Source organism: Collinsella sp. AF05-9 (assembly GCF_003465595.1).
Lineage (GTDB): Bacteria > Actinomycetota > Coriobacteriia > Coriobacteriales > Coriobacteriaceae > Collinsella.
Map to the genome: position 1 here is coordinate 14895 of NZ_QSBB01000012.1, position 20380 is coordinate 35274.

Consider the following 20380-nt stretch of genomic DNA (forward strand, 5'->3'; position numbering starts at 1 on the left):
ACCGTCCGTTCTACTTTCTTTGGGGCAATACCGCCTCGCGGGCGAGCGGGCCAGTCGTGAAGGTGGCTGCGGCCTCCCGAGCAAACACCCCGGTGCGCAAGTGTGGGGTCAAATACCAGGTCAGCTGGTGGGAACAACCCGATATTCCGCGCAACGCACGGATCGTATACGACACAGAAGGCAGGGTAGTGGACATGGTGAGGGGCAGCTTGATGCACGCGGCTCGGTTAGGTGCTGGGACCGCAGCGGTCATTGCCGTTTTGGGCCTGAGCGGATGCGCGTTCAACCCGCTGTCTACGTTCACGACTCCCACGATCGACCAGATCGAGTACGAGACCGTCACGCCGGCGGTGTCGGACGATGCCCTGGTTACTCCCGGAACCCTGACGGTCGCCCTCGATACTTCCGATGCGCCGCAGGCAATGCAGGGCGCCGACGGCGAGCTTACGGGGTATGCAGTCGACGCTGCCCGCGCCCTCGCAAGCCGCATGGGCCTTAAGGTCGCCTTTGTCGATGCGTCCTCGGCAGGTTCCGCGCTCGGCGACAAAAAGGCCGATATCTTTATCGGCGAGATCAACTCCACGGACGGGGACGTTAGCTCGCTCGGCACCTGCCTGTACGATGCCGCTTCCGTGTTCGGTAAAACCAGCGATGGTGGGTCGCTAAGCGTTTCCACCGATACCCTTAACACGTCTACTCTGGGTGTCCAGATGTCCTCGGCCTCGCAGGAGGCGCTTGCTAAGCAGAGCATCACCGCCAACCAAAAGACCTACTCCAACATCAACGAGTGCTTTGAGGCGCTCGAGTCCGGCGAGGTCGACTATGTGATCTGCGACTCCACAGCCGGCGGCTATCTTGCACGCCTGATGAGCGAGGTCTCCTATGTCGGTGCGCTCGAGGCGCCCTCGACGCTTGGTGTTGCGGGCCTCTCGTCCAATGACGAACTGTGCCGTGCCGTGAGTGATGCCCTCGACGACATCACGGTCGACGGCACGCTCGAGGCGGTTCACTGCGTCTGGTACGGCCAGATTCCCTACGACCTCACCACTAAGACGGTTTCGGGCGCTAACGTGCAGCCGGGCGACTCTGAGTCCAGTGAGACCACGTCCTCCGGCAGCGAGTCCTCCGATTCCAACAATGAGACCGCATCCTCCGAGGACAAATCGTCCAGCCAGGAAGGCACCATCACCGACGACGACATTAACAAACTCAATAGCTAGTTATTGCTAGGGGTGGTGTCTCCTATACGTTGGAAAGGACACCTCTTCACGGTTTCAACACGCACTGCCGGGCTTCCCCAATAGGGGAGCCCGGCTTTTTTATCCCTATAAAACCAGCAGGTCAAAGCCAATTTTCGGGACCAAATACAAAGTCGCCGACGCCCTCCCATAGCGCACTTTGCCACGGAAAAGTGCGAGACTTCGGTATGCGGTATCAAGCAATCGTTATTCGGGTCTTTAGGAATCCGCGTGAATAAATGCATGGCAATGGGTACATAGCCAGTACAGTAAGTCCCCGAGGCAGATTGGAGCCACGTATGGATATCAAGGTTTCTGGACGCAAGACGACGGTAACCGATGCTCTGCGTGCGCATGTGGATGAGAAGATCGGCGAGGCGCTCAAGGTTTTCGATATCGAGCCCATGACGGTCGACGTTGTACTTCGCTATGAGAAGAACCCCTCGAACCCCAACCCGGCAATCGTCGAGGTTACGGTTCGTGCCCGCGGTTCGGTGATTCGCGTTGCTGAGCACGGTGCAGATATGTACGCCGCCATCGACCTCTCCGCCGATAAGGTCACCCGCCAGCTGCGCAAGTTCAAGACCAAGGTCGTGGACAACCGCCAGGGCGGTGCCAGCGCCGCGGATGTCGCGCCGGTCGAGCGCGTCGAGGATCTGGCCGACCTGCTGCTGCCCGAGGAAGAGGACGACCTGCTCGTCCGCGAGAAGGTTATCGACGTCACCCCGATGACTGAGGAGCAGGCGCTGGTGCAGACCGATCTGCTCGGCCACGACTTCTACGTGTTCGAGAACGCGACGACCGGCCTTATCAATGTGGTGTATCACCGTAAGAATGGTGGATATGGCATCATCAAGCCCCGCATTGAAACACTTGACGAGTAAAATACGTTAACTTGCATGAGTTAACGGTTGGCGGCCATCCCATGCGGGTGGCCGCCTTTTTACGTAAGGAGTCGCTTTGATGGACAAGGCCGCATCCGCCGGTCATTCGGACCGTTGCCGCATCGTCGTCGATACCTGCTGCGACTTTAGCCCCGAGGTCGCCGCGAACCTCGATGTCGATATCCTGGGTTTCCCCTTTATCATCGATGGCGAGGAGCGCACGGATGACATCTGGTCGAGCATCACACCCAAGGAGTTCTACGACCGCATGCGCGCCGGTGCCCGCGTGTCCACCTCGGCCGTGTCGCTCGGTCGCTATATCGAGTTCTTTACCGAGTGCGCCAAAGAGGGTACGCCCACGGTCTACCTGTGCTTTACCTCGGCGCTGTCGTCGAGCTACAACTCCGCGTGCCAGGCGGCGGACGCCGTGCGCGCCGAGTATCCCAACTTTGAGCTGTACGTGGTCGACAACGCTCTGCCCTGTGCGACCGGCGAGCTCTTGGCGCTTGAGGCCGTGCGCCAGCGTTCGGCGGGACTGACCGCCAAGCAGCTGGTCGACTGGGCAAACGAGGCCAAGACCTATGTCCACGGTTACTTTACGCTCGAGAGCTTTGACGCGCTGGCTGCCGGCGGCCGCATTCCGCCCGCGGCGGCACAGCTCACGGCAAAGCTCGACGTCAAACCCGAGCTGTCCTACGACCTGGCCGGCTCGCTGTCGCTGATCGGCGTCAACCGCGGTCGCAAGAAGGCGCTCAAGTCCATTCTCAAGTCGTTCCGCGAGAACTATGTGCCCGATCGCACCATGCCCATCGCCATTATGACGGCCGATGCCGAAAAGGACGGCGACTGGCTCGAAGCCGCCATCCGCAAGGAGGAGGGCTGCGCCGACGTCACGATCATTCGCAGCTCCGTGGGTCCTACCATCGGCTCGCACGTGGGCCCCGGCATGGTGGCCTGCGCGTTTTGGGGCAAGAACCGCGCCGACAAGGCGTCGCTTTCCGACCGCATCGCCCGCCGCGTGCGCGGTCAGTAGGCAAGTAACGCGGCCGTAATCGATCCCAACTCACAGCCCAAACGCTGGCACCGAGTATTCAACCTGGTAATAACACCCAACCCAAAAGGAAAGGTTTCATGGCAAACAAGCTCTCTGTCGCATTTATCGGCACCGGAATCATGGGTGCCCCCATTGCCGGCCACATTCTGGACGCCGGCTATCTCGTCACGGTCAACAACCGCACTAAGTCCAAGGCGGCGGTGCTTATCGAGCACGGTGCCGCCTGGGCCGATACGCCGGCAGATGCCGTGGCGAACGCCGACGTCGTCTTTACCATGGTGGGTTATCCCTCCGAGGTCGAGGAGCTCTACCTGGCGGGCGACGGCCTGCTGGCCTGCACTAAGCCCGGCGCGGTCCTGATCGACCTCACCACGAGCTCGCCCGAGCTTGCGCGCGATATTGCCGAGGCCGCTCAAGTCTCCGGTCGCATGGCGTTTGACTGCCCCGTCACCGGCGGCGAGTCGGGCGCCATCGCCGGCACGCTCACGGCTATCGTGGGCGCCACCGAGAACGACATCGCGCCGGTCCGCGATATCCTTGCCACCTTTGCGGCCAACATCTGCTGCTTCGATGGCGCCGGCAAGGGCCAGGCTGCCAAGCTCGCCAACCAGGTGTCGCTGGGCGCCTGCATGGTCGGCATGGCCGATGCGCTGGCGTTTGCCGAGCTGAGCGGCCTTGATCTGGAGAAGACCTGTCAGATGATCCTGGGCGGCACCGGCAAGTCCGGCGCCATGGAGAGCCTGGCCCCCAAGGCGCTCGACGGCGATTACAAGCCCGGCTTTATGGTCGAGCACTTCATTAAGGACCTGCGCCTGGCGCTCGCCTATGCCGACGATCGCGAGCTTGCGCTGCCCGGCGCCGACGTGGCCTTTACGCTCTACGACATGCTCGATGCCATCGGTGGTGCCAAGCTGGGCACCCAGGCCATCACGGTCCTCTATAAGGAGGAGGCCGACGCCATCGCCGCCGGTCTGGACTGGTCGCAGTATCGTCCCGAGGAGCACGGTGCCCACGAGGACGGCTGCGGTTGCGGCGAGCACGGCGACGAGCATGAGTGCGGTTGCGGCCACCATCACGGCGAGGACCACGAGTGCTGCGGCGGCCACGGCCATGATGACGGCCACGAGTGCTGCTGCGGCCATCATCACGAGGAGTAGCGCCCATGAGCTGGACGTTCGTGGTGCTTGCGCTGGTGCTCTTTCTCTTTGCGATCTACATTGGCTTTTTGTGCGGCCAGTGGGCGTGCGAAAAGCGCGTGATCACCAAGCGCGACTACTGGATCGCCAACTTTGCAGGAGCGGCGGCAGTCGTCCTGCTGACTTGGGTGTTTTCGCTGTTCCCGCTGGTGCAGTTTGCGCCGATCGGCTGGCTCGGCGGTTTTATCGCCGGTCTTAAGATGAGCTTTGGCGAGTCCGTCGGCCCGTGGCGCAAGCACGACGAGGTCTTTAACGTCAACAAAGCCCATCGTGCCGCCGCCGACGCGGGCGATGCCGAGGAGCGCCGCCGTGCGCGTCGCAATGGCGCGGCCGACCGACAGCTCATCTCGGTCACCGATGACAGCAAGGGTGCCGACAAGCACGCTAAGAAATAGTAAGAAGAGGTAACTATGGCAGAAAACAAAGACGAACAGCTCACCGACGAGGAGCTGGCACAGCTTCAGCTGGCAGAGGAGAACGAGAACGCCGTCGACCGCCTGGTCCAGGAGCTCGGCTGCCCCACGCGCCGCATCCGCCAGTTTGCCGCCCGCGTGCTGCATCTGCTTGCCGAGCGCGATCCGCAGCGCGTCGTGCCCTGCGTGCCCGCGCTGATCGAGGCGCTCGATCGCCCCGAGGCGCAGACCCGCTGGGAGGCCCTCGATGCCTTGGCGGCGCTCGCCACCACCTGCCCCGAGCAGCTGGGCGATGCCTTTGAGGGCGCCGAGACCGCGCTGTTCGACGAGATTTCCTCCACGCTGCGCTATGCCGCCTTCCGCCTGCTGTGCGTGTGGGGTGCCACGAGCATCGAGCGTTCGCGCGAGGCTTGGCCCATCCTGGACGAGGCCATCCAGTGCTACCACGGCGACCTTGAGTATCGCGACATGCTCGGTTGCCTGTACGAGTTTGGCCAGGGCGAGATCGACGCCGAGGTCGCCGAGAAGCTCGCGCTGCGCCTTAAGTTCGATGCCGAGAACGGTAAGGGCAGCTATCTCAAGGCCCGTTCGAGCGAGATTTGCGAAATGCTTGTTAAACGTTTCGGCCTGGATCTCTCCAAAAAGAAGAAGCGTGCTAGCGTTAAAAAATCTGACGACGCCGAAGACGAGGAGTAACAGATTATGGCGCACGATGTAGTCCTGATTCCCGGTGACGGTATCGGTCCCGAGATTACGCAGGCCATGCGCCGCGTGGTCGAGGCCACCGGTGTCCAGATCAATTGGAACGTCCAGGAGGCCGGCGCCGGCGTCATGGACGAGTTTGGCACGCCGCTGCCCCAACATGTGCTCGATGCGGTTGCCGAGACTAAGGTCGCCATCAAGGGGCCCATCACCACGCCGGTCGGCACGGGTTTCCGCAGCGTCAATGTTGCTCTGCGTAAGCACTTCGATCTGTACGCCTGCGTGCGCCCCTGCCTGTCGCAGCCGGGCGACGGCTCGCGCTTCCGTGACGTCGACCTGGTCATCGTGCGCGAGAACACCGAGGACCTCTACGCCGGTATCGAGTTCGATGAGGGCGCTGCCGAGGTCGAGGAGCTTTCGCAGCTCGTCGAGCGCTCGGGCCAGAAGACCTTCGCCGCGGATTCCGCCATCTCGATCAAACCCATCTCCATCGCCAAGAGCCGCCGTATTGTGGAGTACGCCTTTGAGTATGCCCGCCGCTGCGGCCGCAAAAAGGTGACGGCCGTGCACAAGGCCAATATCATGAAGGCGACCGACGGCCTGTTCCTGCGCGTTGCGCGCGAGGTGGCCGCCAACTATCCCGACATTGAGTTCAACGACAAGATCGTCGACGCCACCTGCATGGGCCTGGTCCAGAACCCCAACGACTTCGATGTCCTGGTGCTGCCAAACCTGTACGGCGACATTGTGAGCGACCTGTGCGCCGGCCTGGTGGGCGGCTTAGGGATGGCCCCCGGCTCCAACATCGGTGCCGACTGTGCCATCTTTGAGGCCACGCACGGCTCCGCGCCCGATATCGCTGGCCAGGATATCGCCAACCCCACGGCCGAGATTCTCTCTGCCGCGATGATGCTCGATCACCTAGGCGAGAACGACGCGGCCAATCGCATTCGTGCCGCCGTCTCTGCCACGCTCGACGAGGGCGAGCAGGTTACCGGCGACGTGCGTCGTGCCCAGACCGGCTCCGTTGAGGGTGCCGTGGGCACGCAGGCCTTCGCCGATGCCGTTATCGCGCACCTGGTCTAAGGCATGCAGGCTGCAAACGCCTAAATAGTACTTAAGTGTTTGCGTATAACCTAAGAATCAATACGCCCGGCGCTCCGTCGGGCGTATTCTATTGGGGACTATGTTTCCTAACAAGGAGTAACCGATATGGGTTTGATTCAAAAGAAGGACGAGAAGGACGAGATCGACGGCATCCAGATCATCGAGCGCGGCGAAGGCCCCGACGGTGACGAGGACGAGAAGATCGATCTGGTCGCCGGTACGTCTGCCGAGCACATTGCTGCTGGCACGACGGCCGAGGAGGAGGACGCCCGTCTGGAGGCTCAGATCGCCGCAGATGCCGCTGACGAGAATCTGATGCCCGAGGCCCAGGATGAGGATGATGACGCCCTAGGTTCCGATGGGGACGATCACGTATCCAAGCACAAGAAGACGATGATTGCCGCCTTTGTGGTTGCAGTCGTGATCGCTGCGGTGGTCGGCTTCTTTATGGGCAATGGCGGCTTTGACGGCAAGGGCGTCGGTTCGTCGACCCTGACCGAGGACCAGCTCGATTCGACCGTGGCAAGCTATAGTTATAGCGGCAAGAAGAGCGACATCACCGCGCGCGAGGCCATCGAGAGCCAGTACAGCCTCGATACCGTCAAGGATAGTAACGGCAACTACACCGCCCCCTCTGCCGACGTCATCCTGTCTTACGTGCGCAACAAGATTCTGCTCGATGCTGCCGAGGACGAGGGCATTACCGTCTCCTCTAAGGAGATGAAGAAGTACGCCGAGGATTCTATCGGCACCTCGGACTACGACACCATGGCCAAGCAGTATGGCGTGTCCAAGGACCAGGCCAAGCAGATCGTCCGCCAGTCCGCGACGCTGCAGAAGCTCTACAAGAAGAAGGTGGGCGATGCTTCCGCGAGCATGCCGACCGCTCCGACCGAGCCTTCTGACGGCAACGAGGACACCGCGAGCAAGGATTACGCCGATTACATCATCAACCTTGCCGGTGACGAGTGGGATAGCTCGAAGGGCACCTGGAAGGACGAGAGCAGCACCTACGCTAAGGCCTTCGCTAACGATGCCTTTACCGCCGATAGTGCCACCTATAAGCAGGCCATGACCGCCTATTACACCGCCTATCAGCAGTACTCCTCGCAGGCCTCGAGCGCCAGCTCCAAGTGGACCGAGTATGCCAACGGCCTGTACGCCAAGGCCAACATCAGCATCTACGGCCTGTTTGCTTAAAGGTTGCCCGAGCTTTCGAGCACGAAGTCGAAATATCTGATTGAGCCCGCTAGAACGCATCGTTCTGGCGGGCTTTTTGCGTTGAGGGCGTGATTGGCGGCTTAATTATGGCTATTAATCTTTAAGTCCAAAGAGGTTATCGGCTTCATCGTCAGGCATATATTCCAGCACATCGCCCGGTTGGCAGTCGAGTGCCCGGCATATCGCGTCAAGAGTTGAAAAGCGCACGGCAGAAACCTTGCCCGTCTTGATACGCGACATATTGACCTGGGAGATACCCACGCGTTCCGCAAGCTCTTTGGATGAGATCTTGCGTTCGGCAAGCATGCGGTCGAGCCGCAGAATAATCATGGATTCCCCCTAGAGCAACTCGTCATCTTGTATTTGCAGGATACACCCGTACTGGAAGACGCTGGCAATCAGGCTAATAATCAGGCCTGCAAAGAGCATAGAGAGGTCGAGATGCTGGCCGCCAAGCGCATCCGTAAAGTTGCCGCCAAATCCTGAGAGTATCAGCCCCGTGACTATGGCACCAAGAAGCTTCGCAGCAACGCCGCCAATAAGGAACAAATGTCCTACTTGACGTAGTATGCGGATGCATTCGAGGTCAAAGGGCCTGCCTGCCTTTTCAATGGTGGAGAAAAACCTGTATGCGCTTAGCACAATGGCAAGCGCAAGGCATGTCATCATGGCGCTCCCTATGGCAGTATGACCGTCGTGCGCGACAAGCATAAGAGGGGTCTGTTCATTGGCGCCGACGAGAGCGAGAGATGGCCCTTCGCCGGCATTAAGCTCTACGGATTGGAGGCAGAACCCTTGGGAGAGGCTAGGCAATATGAGTAGAAGCTCGATTGCAATGACTGCGAGGAGTCCCAGAGCGAGCGCTACGGCGGTGCAGATTGTGGCCCATTTGCAGATGTGAGCGAGCTTCCTCAGATCGGCTATTGCCTGTTCGCGGTTGATGGGTTCATTCGATTTGGATACGTTCCAGCGGATCATAGCTCCTCCAACCAATGTCTAGGATGATATTTAAATCTTATAACATACTTAATGATAAACGATAAACAATTACAGATTAGAGTAAGTTATGTTTGTAAGACGAATAGCGAGAGCTTATGGCATATTTAGGGAGTGAGAGTTTGGCACGTGGGGGATGGACGAGTATCGAAATTTCCCGCAACCACGCAAGTGCTTCATCGGGTCTCCCTAATTCATATGGAAAAGGAGCTGCAAACGATTGGAAATAACCGCTGAGCGGTCGAAAACTACCGTTCACCGATAATTTCTAAACTGGTTCTAACTGGTATTAAGTCAAAAAGACCAATTCACAAATCTTCACAATGACCTGCATTTTTTCTACATGCCTTTTTGGCCACCCTGCGTTGTTTAGACACAGAAAAGGTTCCGATCTTTCGTCAAAGTATTTCGAAACGGTTTCAAAACCGCAGGTAGAAGTGTTAACGAGCGGTAAACGGTCGATTTATCGCCGTGAGCGGTGCAAAAACGTTTTATTGCGTGAATCAGCGAAAGCGACCTCTTCTGTGATGATATAGTGACAACAACACGTCATGTGGTTACTACCAGTTGAGAGACCACTGGTCTTCAAAGAACGCTTTCCAAGAAGCTTTAAGGGCGTCCGCCCGCTGGCTTCCGAAAACATCGGACTCAGATCGTACACACCTTCGGAAGGGAAATTTGAATGGTTGGCTTTATTCTTACCGGTCATGGACAGTTCGCACCCGGCCTCGCAAGCGCTATCGCTATGGTCGCCGGTGATCAGCCCGCTTTTACCGTCGTTCCTTTCGAGGGCGACCAGGCTGCTTCCTACGGTGAGGATCTCCGCGCCGCTATCACCGCCATGCGCGAGGAGTGCGATGGCGTGCTCGTCTTTACCGACCTGCTTGGTGGTACCCCGTTCAACCAGGCAATGATGATTGCCCAGGATGTCGACAACGTCGAGATTCTGACTGGCACGAACCTTCCCATGGTTATTGAGCTTCTGTTCCTCCGCGGCAACGCTACGCTCGCCGAGCTTGGCGAGCAGGCCGTGACCGTTGGCCAGACGGGCATCACCGCCCAGACGGTTGCCTCCGTCGCTGGTGCCGAGGAAGAGGATATCTTCGGTGACGAGGACGGCATCTAATGGCCGATTTCGGAGCCAGCGTCCTGAGCTCCTCGGTCGCTCTTTTAGGCCTGCTTGTCGTCATGGGCTTGATTTACACCATCTGGTCGCAAATCAACATGAAGAAGAAGCAGAAGTACTTCAAGGAGCTGCACACCGAGCTCAAGCCGGGTCAGGAGGTTCTTTTCGCCGGCGGTATCTACGGAACCGTCAAGGGCATCGAAGGCGAAAAGGTCCAGATCAAAGTCCGATCCGGTGCCGTCGTAGATGTTTCGCGTTACGCGATTCAGGAGATCAAGTAACTGTCGTCAGCAAATAACGAAAGGAAGCTGATCAACATGGCAGAACCCAACATTCTTCTTACCCGCATCGATAACCGACTGGTTCATGGTCAGGTTGCCACCCAGTGGAACTCCACCCTGGGCTCCAACCTCATCCTCGTCGCCAACGACGACGTGGCGACCAACACCATGCGCCAGAACCTCATGAAGATGGCCGCTCCCGCCGGCGTCGCTACGCGTTTCTTCTCTCTGCAGAAGACCATCGACGTCATTGGCAAGGCGAGCCCGCGCCAGAAGATCTTCATCGTGGCCGAAACACCGGAAGACGTGCTTACGCTCGTCAAGGGCGGTGTGCCTATAAAGAAGGTAAACATCGGCAACATGCACATGTCGGAAGGAAAGCGCCAAGTCGCCACCTCCGTCGCAGTTAACGACGAGGATGTCGCTGCGTTTAAAGAGCTGCAGGAATTGGGGGTGGAGTTGGAGATCAGGCGCGTTCCGAGCACGCCTGTTGAGGACACGAGCAAGCTCTTCTCGTAGTCTTCGTGATCCACGTTGTCAGGAGTGAAACCCTGACATTCTGTACGTGAAATCCAAAGTGCGTACATACATTTTGAAAGGAGGAGCAAGATGGAATACACGATCTTCCAGGTCGCTCTGGTCTTCATCGTCACGTTCGTCGCGGCAATCGACCAGTTTAACTTCCTCGAGTCTCTCTATCAGCCCATCGTCACCGGCGCCGTCATTGGTCTTATCCTTGGCGACCTCAACACCGGTCTTCTCGTGGGTGGTACTTATCAGCTCATGACGATCGGCAACATGCCGATCGGAGGTGCTCAGCCGCCTAACGCCGTCATCGGCGGCATCATGGCAGCCATTCTCGCTATCGCTACGGGCCTCGAGCCCAACGCGGCAGTCGGCCTTGCCATTCCGTTCGCTCTGCTTGGTCAGCTCGGCGTTACCCTGGTCTTCACGCTTATGTCGCCGCTCATGTCCTCCGCGGACAACATGGCTCACAACGCCGACACCAAGGGTATCGAGCGTCTGAACTACTTCGCCATGGCTCTGCTCGGCCTGATCTTCGCTGTCGTCGTCACCCTGTTCTTCATCGCTGGCGCTACCATCGGTCAGACCATCGCTTCCGCCATCCCGACTTGGCTGCAGACCGGTCTCTCCGCTGCAGGCGGCATGATGCGCTTCGTCGGCTTCGCCGTCCTGCTCAAGGTTATGATGAACCGCGATATGTGGGGCTTCTTCCTCATGGGCTTTGGCCTCGCGCTCATCACCGTTGCCAACGATTCTCTGGCAACCCCTGCTCTGCTCATCCTCGCTCTCATCGGCTTCGGCATCGCTTTCTGGGACTTCCAGCAGCAGACCGAGCTGAAGGGTGCAGCTGTTTCTGACGGAGGTGACTTCGAAGATGGCATCTAATGAGTATGTGATCCCGGAGCACTACGAGGATCTTACTCCTGCTCCGCAGCTCGACCAGAAGACCCTCAACAAGATGGCTTGGCGCTCCTGCTTCCTGCAGGCATCGTTCAACTACGAGCGCATGCAGGCCGCTGGCTGGCTCTACTCCATCATCCCCGGTCTGGAGAAGATCCACACCAACAAGAACGACCTCGCGGCTTCCATGAGCCACAACCTGGAGTTCTTCAACACCCACCCGTTCCTCGTCACCTTTGTTATGGGTATCGTGCTTTCGCTCGAGCAGAACAAGGTTGACATCCCCACGATCCGCGCCGTCCGCGTCGCCGCAATGGGCCCGCTCGGTGGTATCGGTGACGCCCTGTTCTGGCTGACGCTCGTGCCTATCACGGCCGGCATCACCTCCAACATGGCCATCAACGGCAACGCCGCTGCGCCGATCATCTTCCTGGTGATCTTCAACGTCGTCCAGTTCGCTCTGCGCTTCTGGCTCATGAATTGGTCCTACAAGCTTGGCACCAGCGCTATTGACGCTCTGACCGCCAACATGCAGGCCTTCACGCGTGCCGCTTCCATCATGGGCGTCTTCGTCGTCGGTTGCCTGGTCGTCACCATGGGTGGCACCCAGATCAACCTCCAGATCCCCAACGGCACCACCCGTGGCCTTGCCCCTACTACCGTGATCGTCTCCGAGAAGGAGGCCGAGAACTTCACCGGTATGGAGGGCATCGATACCGAGACCGCTGAGGCCGGTACCATCGCCATGACCGATGAGGACGGCAATGCCCTCACCGCCGTCGATGCCGACGGCAACGAGGTCAAGTGCGGCGTCGCCGATCTGGGCAACGGCATGGAGTCCGTGACCTACGCTACCGTCACCGAGGATCCGGTCAACTTCTCTGTTGCCGACACCCTCAACACCATCGTCCCGAAGCTCGTCCCGCTTATGCTTACGCTGCTGCTTTACTACATGTTCGCTAAGCACAGCTGGACCCCGACCAAGGGCATTCTGCTGCTCTTCGTCCTCGGCATCCTGGGCGCTGGCCCGCTTGGTCTCTGGCCGAGCATCTGGTAAGGCTCTAGCTTGAGGGGTGTGTCCCTACGCGGCTCACACCCCGACCCCTTAAGCCATGTGTATGTTAAAAGCCGCGTGCTCGAAAGAGCGCGCGGCTTTTGTTTTCTTGATGATTCGGGTGTGGCAGACAGATAATGCTAAACACCCAAGGTAGTAGCCTAGTTTGAGCAAAAGGGAGGATAGGATGGCGATCGGAGCGCGCAAGCAACCGCTGTACGATCAGCTGGTCGATATTCTGACCGAAAAGATTGACCATGAATATCGCGCCGGTGACATGATTCCTTCCGAGCGCGAACTTTCGGAGCGCTATGGTCTCTCGCGCACTACGGTACGCCTGGCTCTGCAGGAACTGGAGCGTTTAGGACTGGTGGTTCGGCAGCACGGTCGCGGTACCTTTGTGACCGACCGTTCGGCAAAGGCAACCAATCTTATGCAGTCCTACAGCTTTACCGAGCAGATGCGCGCGATGGGTCGCGACCCCGAGACCACGATTCTCGATTTTTGCGAGATGGAGGCCGATAAGAATCTGGCCGAGCATATGGGATTACGTATCGGTGATCGCATTTTTAAGCTCAAGCGCCTTCGTTCTGCCGATAACATGCCCATGATGGTCGAACGCAGCTATCTACCGGTTCGTCAATTTCTGTCCCTAAAGCGACCGCTGCTGGAGCGCAAGCCGCTTTACGATGTGATTGAGCAAGACTTTCAGCAAAAGATACGCGTGGCTGAAGAGGAGTTCTATGCGAGCATAGCCCGTCCCACCGACGCCCACCTTTTGGGAATTGTCGAGGGCTCGCCTGTGCTCGATTTGGTCAGGACTACGTATAACGAGTCAAACGAGGTTGTGGAGTATACACTCTCGGTTGCTCGTGCCGATCAGTTTAAATACAAGGTTTACCACCAGCGTAGCAACTAGTGTCCGCATCGTTTCCATATGGTGATTCTTTGCATTTAACTGGTTACTACCAGATAACCAACCGAAGTGTATAATTGCACGTCAGAGGATTACTTCTAGAGAGAGGTATTAGAAATGTTCGAGAAGAGTGTCGAGGAGCTCACCGAGCTCGGCGCCCAGATCACCACGGCCGAGATTGCTCAGCAGCCCGAGCTTTGGCGTGATACGCTCAACATCTATCGCGAGAACAAGGAGGCCATCGAGGCCTTCCTGGCCGAGGCTCGCGCTATGGGCGAGGGCCGTCTGTCCGTTGTCTTCACCGGTGCCGGTACGTCCGACTATGTTGGCGATACCTGCGCCCCGTATCTGCGTCACGCCGGCAACACTGATCTCTACGACTTTAAGCCCATCGCCACGACCGACATCGTGAGCGCCCCGCGCGACTTCCTGCGCGCTGAGGATCCCACGCTCGTGGTTTCCTTTGCCCGCTCTGGCAACAGCCCCGAGAGCCTTGCCGCCGTTGCCGTTGCCAAGGAGCTCGTCCACAACGTCAAGTTCCTCAACATCACCTGCGCTCCCGAGGGCAAGCTCGCCGTCGAGTCTGCCGATGATCCCAATGCGCTGACGCTGCTCATTCCGCGCGCCAACGACAAGGGCTTCGCCATGACCGGCTCCTACACCTGCATGACCCTGCTCTCTACCCTCATCTTTGACGAGGCTTCCGACGAGCAGAAGGCCGAGTGGGTCGAGACCATCGCCAAGATGGGCGAGGAGGTCATCGCTCGCGAGTCCGAGGTTGCCGACTACCTCGCTGGCGACTTCAACCGCGTGACGTACTTGGGTTCCGGCTCCTTCGGTGGCCTTGCCCAGGAGAGCCAGCTCAAGATCCTCGAGCTTGCTCACGGTCTGGTCGCTACTTCCTACGACACCTCCATGGGCTATCGTCACGGACCCAAGTCCTTCGTCGACGACAAGACCCTCGTGTTCGTGTTCGTCAACAACGACGCCTACACCCGTCAGTACGACATCGACATCCTCAACGAGATCGGTGGCGACAAGATCGCTCAGCACACCGTTGCCGTTCAGCAGGATGGCGCTACCGTCTACGAGGGCGAGTCCTTCACCTTTAAGGGCTACGAGGCGCTTCCCGAGGGCTACCTTGCTCTGCCGTTCGTGATGTTTGCTCAGGCTATCAGCCTGCTCAACTCCGTGCGCGTGGGCAACACGCCCGACACGCCGAGCCCCACCGGTACGGTCAACCGCGTGGTTAAGGGCGTGACGATTCACCCCTTCACCGCTTAATCGCGTCCCCCTGTAAGGGCGCCCGTCCGCTCATAACGGCGGGCGGGCGCTTTTTGTTATTACGTGGGCTGGGTATAAGCATCACCACAGTCAACTGCTTTAGAAGCAAGGAGTGCATATGAGCACGTACGCAATTAAGGCTGACAAGTTCTTCTTGCCGGCAGGCCCGCAACTGGGCGGCTATCTTATGGTCGAGGATGGCGTCTTTGGCGCCTGGCAGGCCGACGAGCCCTCTTGCGAGATCAAGGACTACACGGGATCGTGGATCGCACCGGGTATGGTCGACACCCACATCCACGGCTTCTACAACCACTCAACTACCGATAACGACCCCGAGGGTATCGATATTAGCTCGACCGAGCTCGCCCGTCGCGGTACCACCAGCTGGTTGCCCACGACGTTCACCGATGGCGTCGAGCAGATCAAGGATGCCTGCGCCGTCATCGCTCAGGCTGACGAGGGCCGCGGCCCTGACTTCTGCGGTGCTCGCATTCAGGGCATCTACCTGGAGGGCCCCTTCTTTACCATGAAGCATGTGGGCGCACAGAACCCCGCTTACCTGATTGACCCCTCCGAGGAGGTCTTTGACGAGTGGCAGGAGGCTGCCGGCGGACGTATCGTTAAGAGCGCCATGGCTGCCGAGCGCGATGGCGCCGCTGCTTATGCTGCTGCCCTCAATGCGAAGGGTGTCGTGACCAGCATCGGTCACTCTGATGCCACGTATGACGAGTGCATCGCCGCCATCAACGCCGGTGCCAGCTGCTTTACGCATACCTATAACGGCCAGCGCGGGCTGCATCACCGTGAGCCCGGTGTCGTGGGTGCTGCTATGTCCACGTCCGAGACCTACGCCGAGATCATCTGTGACGGCAAGCACGTAAACCCTGCCGCCATCAAGGCGCTGCTGCAGGCCAAGGGCTGGCAGCACACGGTACTCATCACCGACTGCCTGGGCTGCGGCGGCATGCCCGAGGGCAGCTACACCAGCGGTGGCATGGACGTCATCATGAAGGACAACCTGTGCTGGCTCGCCGATGGCAAGAGCATTGCCGGTTCGGTGCTCACGCTTGCCCAGGGCGTCAAGAACATCGTCGACTGGGGCATCGCCAGCGCCGATATCGCCATTCGCATGGCAACCGAGGTGCCGGCACGCTCCGCGCACATCGAGGATAAGTGCGGCAGCATCATGCCGGGTCGCGACGCCGACTTTGTCGTGTTCGACCATGAGCTCACCCTCGTCGAGACGTATGTTGGCGGCCAGAGCGTCGGCAACGCCTTTACCGAGTAACGAAAGAAAAAGACGGCGGGCCCGAATCTGCTCGGACCCGCCGTACGGGTTAAACGCTCAAAAGCACCTTTACAGTTACAGCTTGCTAGCGATTTTCTTTGCCGTACGCTTAACGCCGGCCACCAGGCCTCCTGCAGGATGCTCCTTCTCGTATGCTAGGCGCTTCTCGCGCTTGGCGTACTCTTCGACGATGATGTCTCCATACTCGTCTTCGATCTTGTCGAAGAAGTCGACGGCACCCTTAATTTCCTCAGCGGTCGGGTGCCCCTTTTGGACACCGCCGGTGAGTTTGAACGGCCCCCACGTATCAAAGCCGGGGCAGCCGTAGACACCCATAAAGATGGCCTGCCTCATGCGGCAGATGCCATCGATATCCTTGCCGTACCACTTGTTTTTGCCACCGTAGGTCATAAGGCCAAACACCTTGTCCTGCGGCTGCAACACGTTAGTGAGCACGCGTGCCATGTCCTTGTCGATCTCGGAGTAATAGATGCCCGTGGCGACACCAATCAGATGGTATTCGTGCAGGTTGGGATACTCGTTTTTGCCGAGCGTTTTCACATCGAGGGTATCGATTTCGGGGTGCGCCTCGACGATGGCGTCCACGAGCTTTTTCGTATTGCCGTGGTGGCGTGAGGCATAAAGAATGATGGTTCGCATAAGAAGGCCTTTCAGCTGTAATTGCATCAATGTCTGTATGGTACCCCGTTACATGGCCGGGATACCGGACGCATCGATGAGCGTGCGGGTTTGTTCTATGGTTAGGATTGAAACGGGCGCTTGCGTGAAATAAAGCAGTTGTTCGAAAGGATGGGTAATGGAATACGCTCTCTCCAACGATTCGATTTCTATTAAGGTTTCCACGGCTGGTGGCTCGTTTACCTCGATTGAGGCCGGAGGTCGCGAGTACTTGTGGCAGGGTGATCCCACCGTGTGGTCCGGCCAGGCGCCGATTTGCTTCCCGATTTGCGGAGGCTTGCGCGACAACAGCGCCATGACGTTTGCCGGGCATCATGTAAAGCTCGCTCGCCACGGCTTTGCGCGCAAGCAGGAATGGAAGCTGCTGAGCCAAGGCGAGAACGAGTTGGCTATGTGCCTGGCTTCGGAGGATAACGCCGCGCTGCTGAGCGATTATCCGTATCCGTTTAGGCTCGTCGCCCGCTATACGCTCGAGGACGCCGCCGTGCGTGTCTCCTATGAGGTTACCAACGAGGGCACCGAGGACATGCCGTTCTTTATCGGTGGGCATCCCGGCTTTAGGTGCCCGCTCGATGAGGGCGAGGCCTATACGGACTACGAGTTGCGCTTTGAGAAAGAAGAGGCTGCAGAGCTTTGCACCGCTGTCCCTTCGACTGGCTTGATTGACGTGGACAAGCGCTCCAAGAACCCCATGGTGGGAAAGACGCTGCCCCTGTCGCACGAGCTCTTCGATTTTGCGGAGACCATCTTTGACGTGCTCGAGAGCCGCCAGGTCACGCTTTCCAAAAAGGGCGAGGACAAGGGCGTTCGCCTGAGCTTTGAGGGCTTCCCATATCTCATTGTGTGGAGCAAGCCCGAGGGTGATTTTGTGGCAGTTGAGCCTTGGGGCGGCCTTTCGACCTGTTCCGATGAGGACGACGTGCTTGAGCATAAGCGCGGCTGCCTTGTCGCCAAGCCCAAGGAGACCGTCGTTCGCTCGTTCACGATTGAGATTCTGTAATTCCGTTTTGTCGACTCGTATCGCGAGGCACAAGGAGCCTGCGAGATAAGGAGCTAAAAATGATCCTCACCGTTACGATGAACCCGTCTGTCGATACGCGCTATCAGCTCGATGAGCTCATTATCGACGACGTCAACCGCGTGACGCCCGAAAAGACCGCCGGCGGCAAGGGCCTTAACGTGGCCCGCGTCCTGGATCAGCTGGGCGACGACGTTGTGGCAACCGGTCTGCTCGGCGGCCACATGGGCGCCTACATGGCCGAGCTCATGGATGCCAACGGCATTAAGAATGATTTTGTACCCATCAAGGGCGAGACTCGTATTTGCCTCAACATCCTTCACGCCGGCAACCAGACCGAGCTGCTCGAGAGCGGCCCGACGATTGCCCCCGAGGAGCTCGATGCCTTTACCGCCAAGTTTACCGAGCTTGCGGGCAAGGCCGACGTCGTCACCATCTCGGGTTCGCTGCCCCGCGGCGTCGAGGCGGACTACTACGCCAAGATCACGGGCATTGCCGAGAACGCCGGCGCCAAGGTGCTGCTCGATACCTCGGGTGCTTCGCTTGAGGCCGCCCTTAAGTCCGAAGTTAAGCCCGAACTGGTTAAGCCTAACCTGACCGAGATCAACGGCCTTCTGGGCACGAGCTTTACCACCGACGATGTGGACGAGCTCCGCGCCGCGCTCGCCTCTGATGCCCGCTTCTCCGATATCCCCTGGGTCGTCGTGTCCATGGGCGCTGCCGGTTCCGTGGGTTTCCATAACGGCCGTGCGTTCCGCGCCAAGACTCCCGATATCCCTGCCGTTAACGCTACGGGCTCTGGCGATTCGACCATTGCCGGCTTCGCGCACGCCATCGCAGCCGGCGCGGATGATGAGACGGTGCTGCGTACCGCCAACACCTGCGGCAAGCTCAACGCCATGGATCCCATGACTGGCCACTTGGTCATGGACCGTTGGGACGAGGTCTACAACGGCGTTGTCGTGACCGAGCTGTAAGAGCTTGGGCGTCGGCCCCGGCATCGGTTGCTTGCTTGTGGTTAGAGCCGATGACAAGTGCGGTAGCATTATGCCGGGGCGCGACGCCGACTTCGTCGTGTTCAATCCCGACCTTAGCCTGGTCGAGACGTATGTGGGTGGCAACAGCGTCGGTAACGCGTTTGCCGAGTAGCCGCCAAAGAAACGATCCGAGAGGGGATTTAGATGATTTACGGTGCACTGGGCGATATCGAGGAATACCGCGGAATGCTCAAGGGCCTCGACGTGCTGATTGACTGGCTCGAGGAGAACGACCCGGCGGAGCTCGAGGTCGGCAGCCATCCAATCCTGGGCGACAAGGTCTTTGCGAACGTCATGGCTCCCACGACGCGTCCTGAGGACAAGGCTCACTATGAGACGCATCAGCGCTATCACGACCTGCAGATTGACGTCGAGGGTCGCGAGGCCTTTAAGGTCGCTACGGGTAGCCTGACGCTGGTCCAAGAGTTTGACGAGAAGGACGACTACGATTTGGTCGATTCCGACGCCTCGATCGCCGGCGATCTTGCCGACGACAAGTTTGCGTTGTTCGTTGCCGGCGAGCCTCACATGCCCACGCTCGAGTTCCCGGGCGATGGCGCACAGCCGGTCAAGAAGATCTGCTTTAAGTTGCTTGCCGACGCCTACTGGGAGGAGTAGCGAGCTGCTCGGCTGAGCTGTTCGTCTGATGGCGTGATTCCCCTAGGGAAATCACGCTAGGACCCCGCCAAACGGGTTTTCCCTAGGGAAATCACGTTTGGCGGGGTTTTCTGTTTTTGAATAGGGAAGCCTCATTTATTTGCGAAGAACATCGGCTAGCCGCAGGATTGAAATCATCGACCGATAAGTGAGTTCCACTTTTTCGCCCGCAAGCAGTCGTTTCGAGCCAATCTCATCTAGCCCCACAAGCCGAGAAAACAGCGGGCCGCTCATCGTGCCATCGTCAATTGATTCCCTTATGGTCTTCAAAACGTCCGTATCATGAAGCGATGCCGAGCTGTAGGGGGCAACACGAGCGGAACTCTCAATTAACGACGAGACAAAAGGATGGAGATGCTTTGGACATAGTCCATCAAACACCACATCCCCATTGTCGTTCGAGCCGACCAGGCGCCAAGTATAATGATCGACCCAGTCATCTCCGTCATATATGGCGTCCATGAGCAACTTCCCGTCTAGAGAGAGAAACCTATTTGGACATCGGGGCGCAAGACCGCAATCCATATCGGACCTGCAGCAGCTCCAACCCAACGCACCACTTAGGTTCCCTTTCGTACATGTGTATCAATCTGCCCCGAAATGCCGGTGAATGCAATTCCAGACCCGTTTGTCGGATAGCAATCGACGTATTTTTGTTTTCCGCTCACAACCTTGTATAGATAAATCGTTCCAGCAAAAGAGAAGGGATCGTTCGCAATTTTGTCCGGAAGAACTTGCCACCTCAAAATCCCGCTACCAATATGGTCAAGCTTGACCGTTCCGC

At 58.6% G+C, this 20380-nt stretch carries 24 protein-coding genes; 20 read left to right on the forward strand and 4 right to left on the reverse strand.

Annotated elements, in window-relative coordinates; translation table 11 throughout:
- Positions 1–212 precede the first annotated feature (212 nt).
- The 8 genes from DWV43_RS05160 (at position 213) to DWV43_RS05195 (ending at position 7794) form a co-directional block, all read left to right on the forward strand.
- On the forward strand, positions 213–1220 hold the full coding sequence (locus DWV43_RS05160; protein ID WP_158551262.1) for an ABC transporter substrate-binding protein: 1008 nt from the start codon (positions 213–215) through the stop codon (positions 1218–1220).
- 317 nt (positions 1221–1537) lie between these two features.
- On the forward strand, positions 1538–2122 hold the full coding sequence (gene hpf, locus DWV43_RS05165) for a ribosome hibernation-promoting factor, HPF/YfiA family (RefSeq protein ID WP_035137685.1): 585 nt from the start codon (positions 1538–1540) through the stop codon (positions 2120–2122).
- 79 nt (positions 2123–2201) lie between these two features.
- Positions 2202–3155: a DegV family protein gene (locus DWV43_RS05170; RefSeq protein ID WP_089572413.1), complete on the forward strand. Its 954-nt coding sequence runs from the start codon at positions 2202–2204 to the stop codon at positions 3153–3155.
- 98 nt (positions 3156–3253) lie between these two features.
- Complete coding sequence (locus DWV43_RS05175; RefSeq protein ID WP_117817242.1) at positions 3254–4333, forward strand: NAD(P)-dependent oxidoreductase; 1080 nt, start codon at positions 3254–3256, stop codon at positions 4331–4333.
- 5 nt (positions 4334–4338) lie between these two features.
- Entirely contained in the window at positions 4339–4767 is a 429-nt protein-coding gene (locus DWV43_RS05180) for a hypothetical protein (protein ID WP_117817241.1), read from the forward strand.
- A 15-nt stretch (positions 4768–4782) separates the two neighbouring features.
- Positions 4783–5481 carry a hypothetical protein gene (locus tag DWV43_RS05185; RefSeq protein ID WP_117817240.1) on the forward strand — a complete coding sequence of 233 codons (699 nt, stop codon included), beginning with the start codon at positions 4783–4785 and terminating at the stop codon, positions 5479–5481.
- 6 nt (positions 5482–5487) lie between these two features.
- Complete coding sequence (locus DWV43_RS05190; protein ID WP_117743273.1) at positions 5488–6573, forward strand: isocitrate/isopropylmalate dehydrogenase family protein; 1086 nt, start codon at positions 5488–5490, stop codon at positions 6571–6573.
- A gap of 126 nt (positions 6574–6699) precedes the next feature.
- Positions 6700–7794: a hypothetical protein gene (locus DWV43_RS05195; protein ID WP_117817239.1), complete on the forward strand. Its 1095-nt coding sequence runs from the start codon at positions 6700–6702 to the stop codon at positions 7792–7794.
- Between the two features lie 114 nt (positions 7795–7908).
- Here the strand turns inward: DWV43_RS05195 and DWV43_RS05200 are convergent, their stop codons facing one another.
- Both DWV43_RS05200 and DWV43_RS05205 read right to left on the reverse strand, forming a co-directional pair.
- Positions 7909–8145 (reverse strand): helix-turn-helix transcriptional regulator, encoded by a 237-nt coding sequence (locus DWV43_RS05200; RefSeq protein ID WP_117564746.1) that lies wholly within the window; start codon positions 8143–8145, stop codon positions 7909–7911.
- A 9-nt stretch (positions 8146–8154) separates the two neighbouring features.
- Complete coding sequence (locus DWV43_RS05205) at positions 8155–8793, reverse strand: DUF2975 domain-containing protein (protein WP_117817238.1); 639 nt, start codon at positions 8791–8793, stop codon at positions 8155–8157.
- 700 nt (positions 8794–9493) lie between these two features.
- Here DWV43_RS05205 and DWV43_RS05210 point away from each other — a divergent pair.
- The 8 genes from DWV43_RS05210 to nagA all read left to right on the forward strand — a co-directional run bounded on the left by DWV43_RS05210 (position 9494) and on the right by nagA (position 16185).
- Positions 9494–9937: a PTS fructose transporter subunit IIA gene (locus DWV43_RS05210; protein WP_117564748.1), complete on the forward strand. Its 444-nt coding sequence runs from the start codon at positions 9494–9496 to the stop codon at positions 9935–9937.
- The gene (gene yajC / locus DWV43_RS05215; protein ID WP_117564749.1) at positions 9937–10218 is read left to right on the forward strand and encodes a preprotein translocase subunit YajC; all 282 of its coding nucleotides are present in this window, start codon (positions 9937–9939) and stop codon (positions 10216–10218) included. Before DWV43_RS05210 ends, yajC begins: the two co-directional genes overlap by 1 nt.
- Before the next feature lie 36 nt (positions 10219–10254).
- The gene (gene agaV / locus DWV43_RS05220; RefSeq protein ID WP_117716286.1) at positions 10255–10737 is read left to right on the forward strand and encodes a PTS N-acetylgalactosamine transporter subunit IIB; all 483 of its coding nucleotides are present in this window, start codon (positions 10255–10257) and stop codon (positions 10735–10737) included.
- Positions 10738–10827: 90 nt separating this feature from the next.
- Positions 10828–11628 (forward strand): PTS sugar transporter subunit IIC, encoded by an 801-nt coding sequence (locus DWV43_RS05225; RefSeq protein WP_035137676.1) that lies wholly within the window; start codon positions 10828–10830, stop codon positions 11626–11628.
- Complete coding sequence (locus DWV43_RS05230) at positions 11618–12700, forward strand: PTS system mannose/fructose/sorbose family transporter subunit IID (RefSeq protein ID WP_089572402.1); 1083 nt, start codon at positions 11618–11620, stop codon at positions 12698–12700. The genes DWV43_RS05225 and DWV43_RS05230 overlap by 11 nt, the downstream gene beginning before the upstream one ends.
- 184 nt (positions 12701–12884) lie before the next feature.
- Complete coding sequence (locus tag DWV43_RS05235; RefSeq protein ID WP_089572401.1) at positions 12885–13616, forward strand: GntR family transcriptional regulator; 732 nt, start codon at positions 12885–12887, stop codon at positions 13614–13616.
- A 114-nt stretch (positions 13617–13730) separates the two neighbouring features.
- Positions 13731–14897, forward strand: coding sequence for an SIS domain-containing protein (locus DWV43_RS05240; protein ID WP_117640368.1), 1167 nt, complete (start codon positions 13731–13733; stop codon positions 14895–14897).
- 118 nt (positions 14898–15015) lie between these two features.
- Positions 15016–16185, forward strand: coding sequence for an N-acetylglucosamine-6-phosphate deacetylase (gene nagA, locus DWV43_RS05245; protein WP_117776791.1), 1170 nt, complete (start codon positions 15016–15018; stop codon positions 16183–16185).
- A 75-nt stretch (positions 16186–16260) separates the two neighbouring features.
- On the opposite strand, the gene DWV43_RS05250 is transcribed toward nagA, so the two are convergent.
- Entirely contained in the window at positions 16261–16845 is a 585-nt protein-coding gene (locus tag DWV43_RS05250) for a hypothetical protein (protein WP_089572399.1), read from the reverse strand.
- Positions 16846–17002: 157 nt separating this feature from the next.
- Between DWV43_RS05250 and DWV43_RS05255 the strand changes: the two genes are divergently transcribed.
- The 4 genes from DWV43_RS05255 to DWV43_RS05270 are packed head-to-tail and all read left to right on the forward strand — an operon-like array spanning position 17003 to position 19557.
- Positions 17003–17884, forward strand: a complete 882-nt coding sequence (locus DWV43_RS05255) for an aldose 1-epimerase family protein (RefSeq protein WP_089572398.1) — start codon at positions 17003–17005, stop codon at positions 17882–17884.
- Positions 17885–17943: 59 nt separating this feature from the next.
- A complete protein-coding gene (locus DWV43_RS05260) occupies positions 17944–18879 on the forward strand; it encodes a hexose kinase (RefSeq protein ID WP_117583558.1) in 936 nt (311 codons plus the stop codon).
- 37 nt (positions 18880–18916) lie between these two features.
- Entirely contained in the window at positions 18917–19051 is a 135-nt protein-coding gene (locus tag DWV43_RS10480) for a hypothetical protein (protein ID WP_255413312.1), read from the forward strand.
- A gap of 32 nt (positions 19052–19083) precedes the next feature.
- The gene (locus DWV43_RS05270; protein WP_117817237.1) at positions 19084–19557 is read left to right on the forward strand and encodes a YhcH/YjgK/YiaL family protein; all 474 of its coding nucleotides are present in this window, start codon (positions 19084–19086) and stop codon (positions 19555–19557) included.
- 135 nt (positions 19558–19692) lie between these two features.
- On the opposite strand, the gene DWV43_RS05275 is transcribed toward DWV43_RS05270, so the two are convergent.
- The gene (locus DWV43_RS05275; protein WP_117564756.1) at positions 19693–20058 is read right to left on the reverse strand and encodes a hypothetical protein; all 366 of its coding nucleotides are present in this window, start codon (positions 20056–20058) and stop codon (positions 19693–19695) included.
- Between the last annotated feature and the right edge of the window lie 322 nt (positions 20059–20380).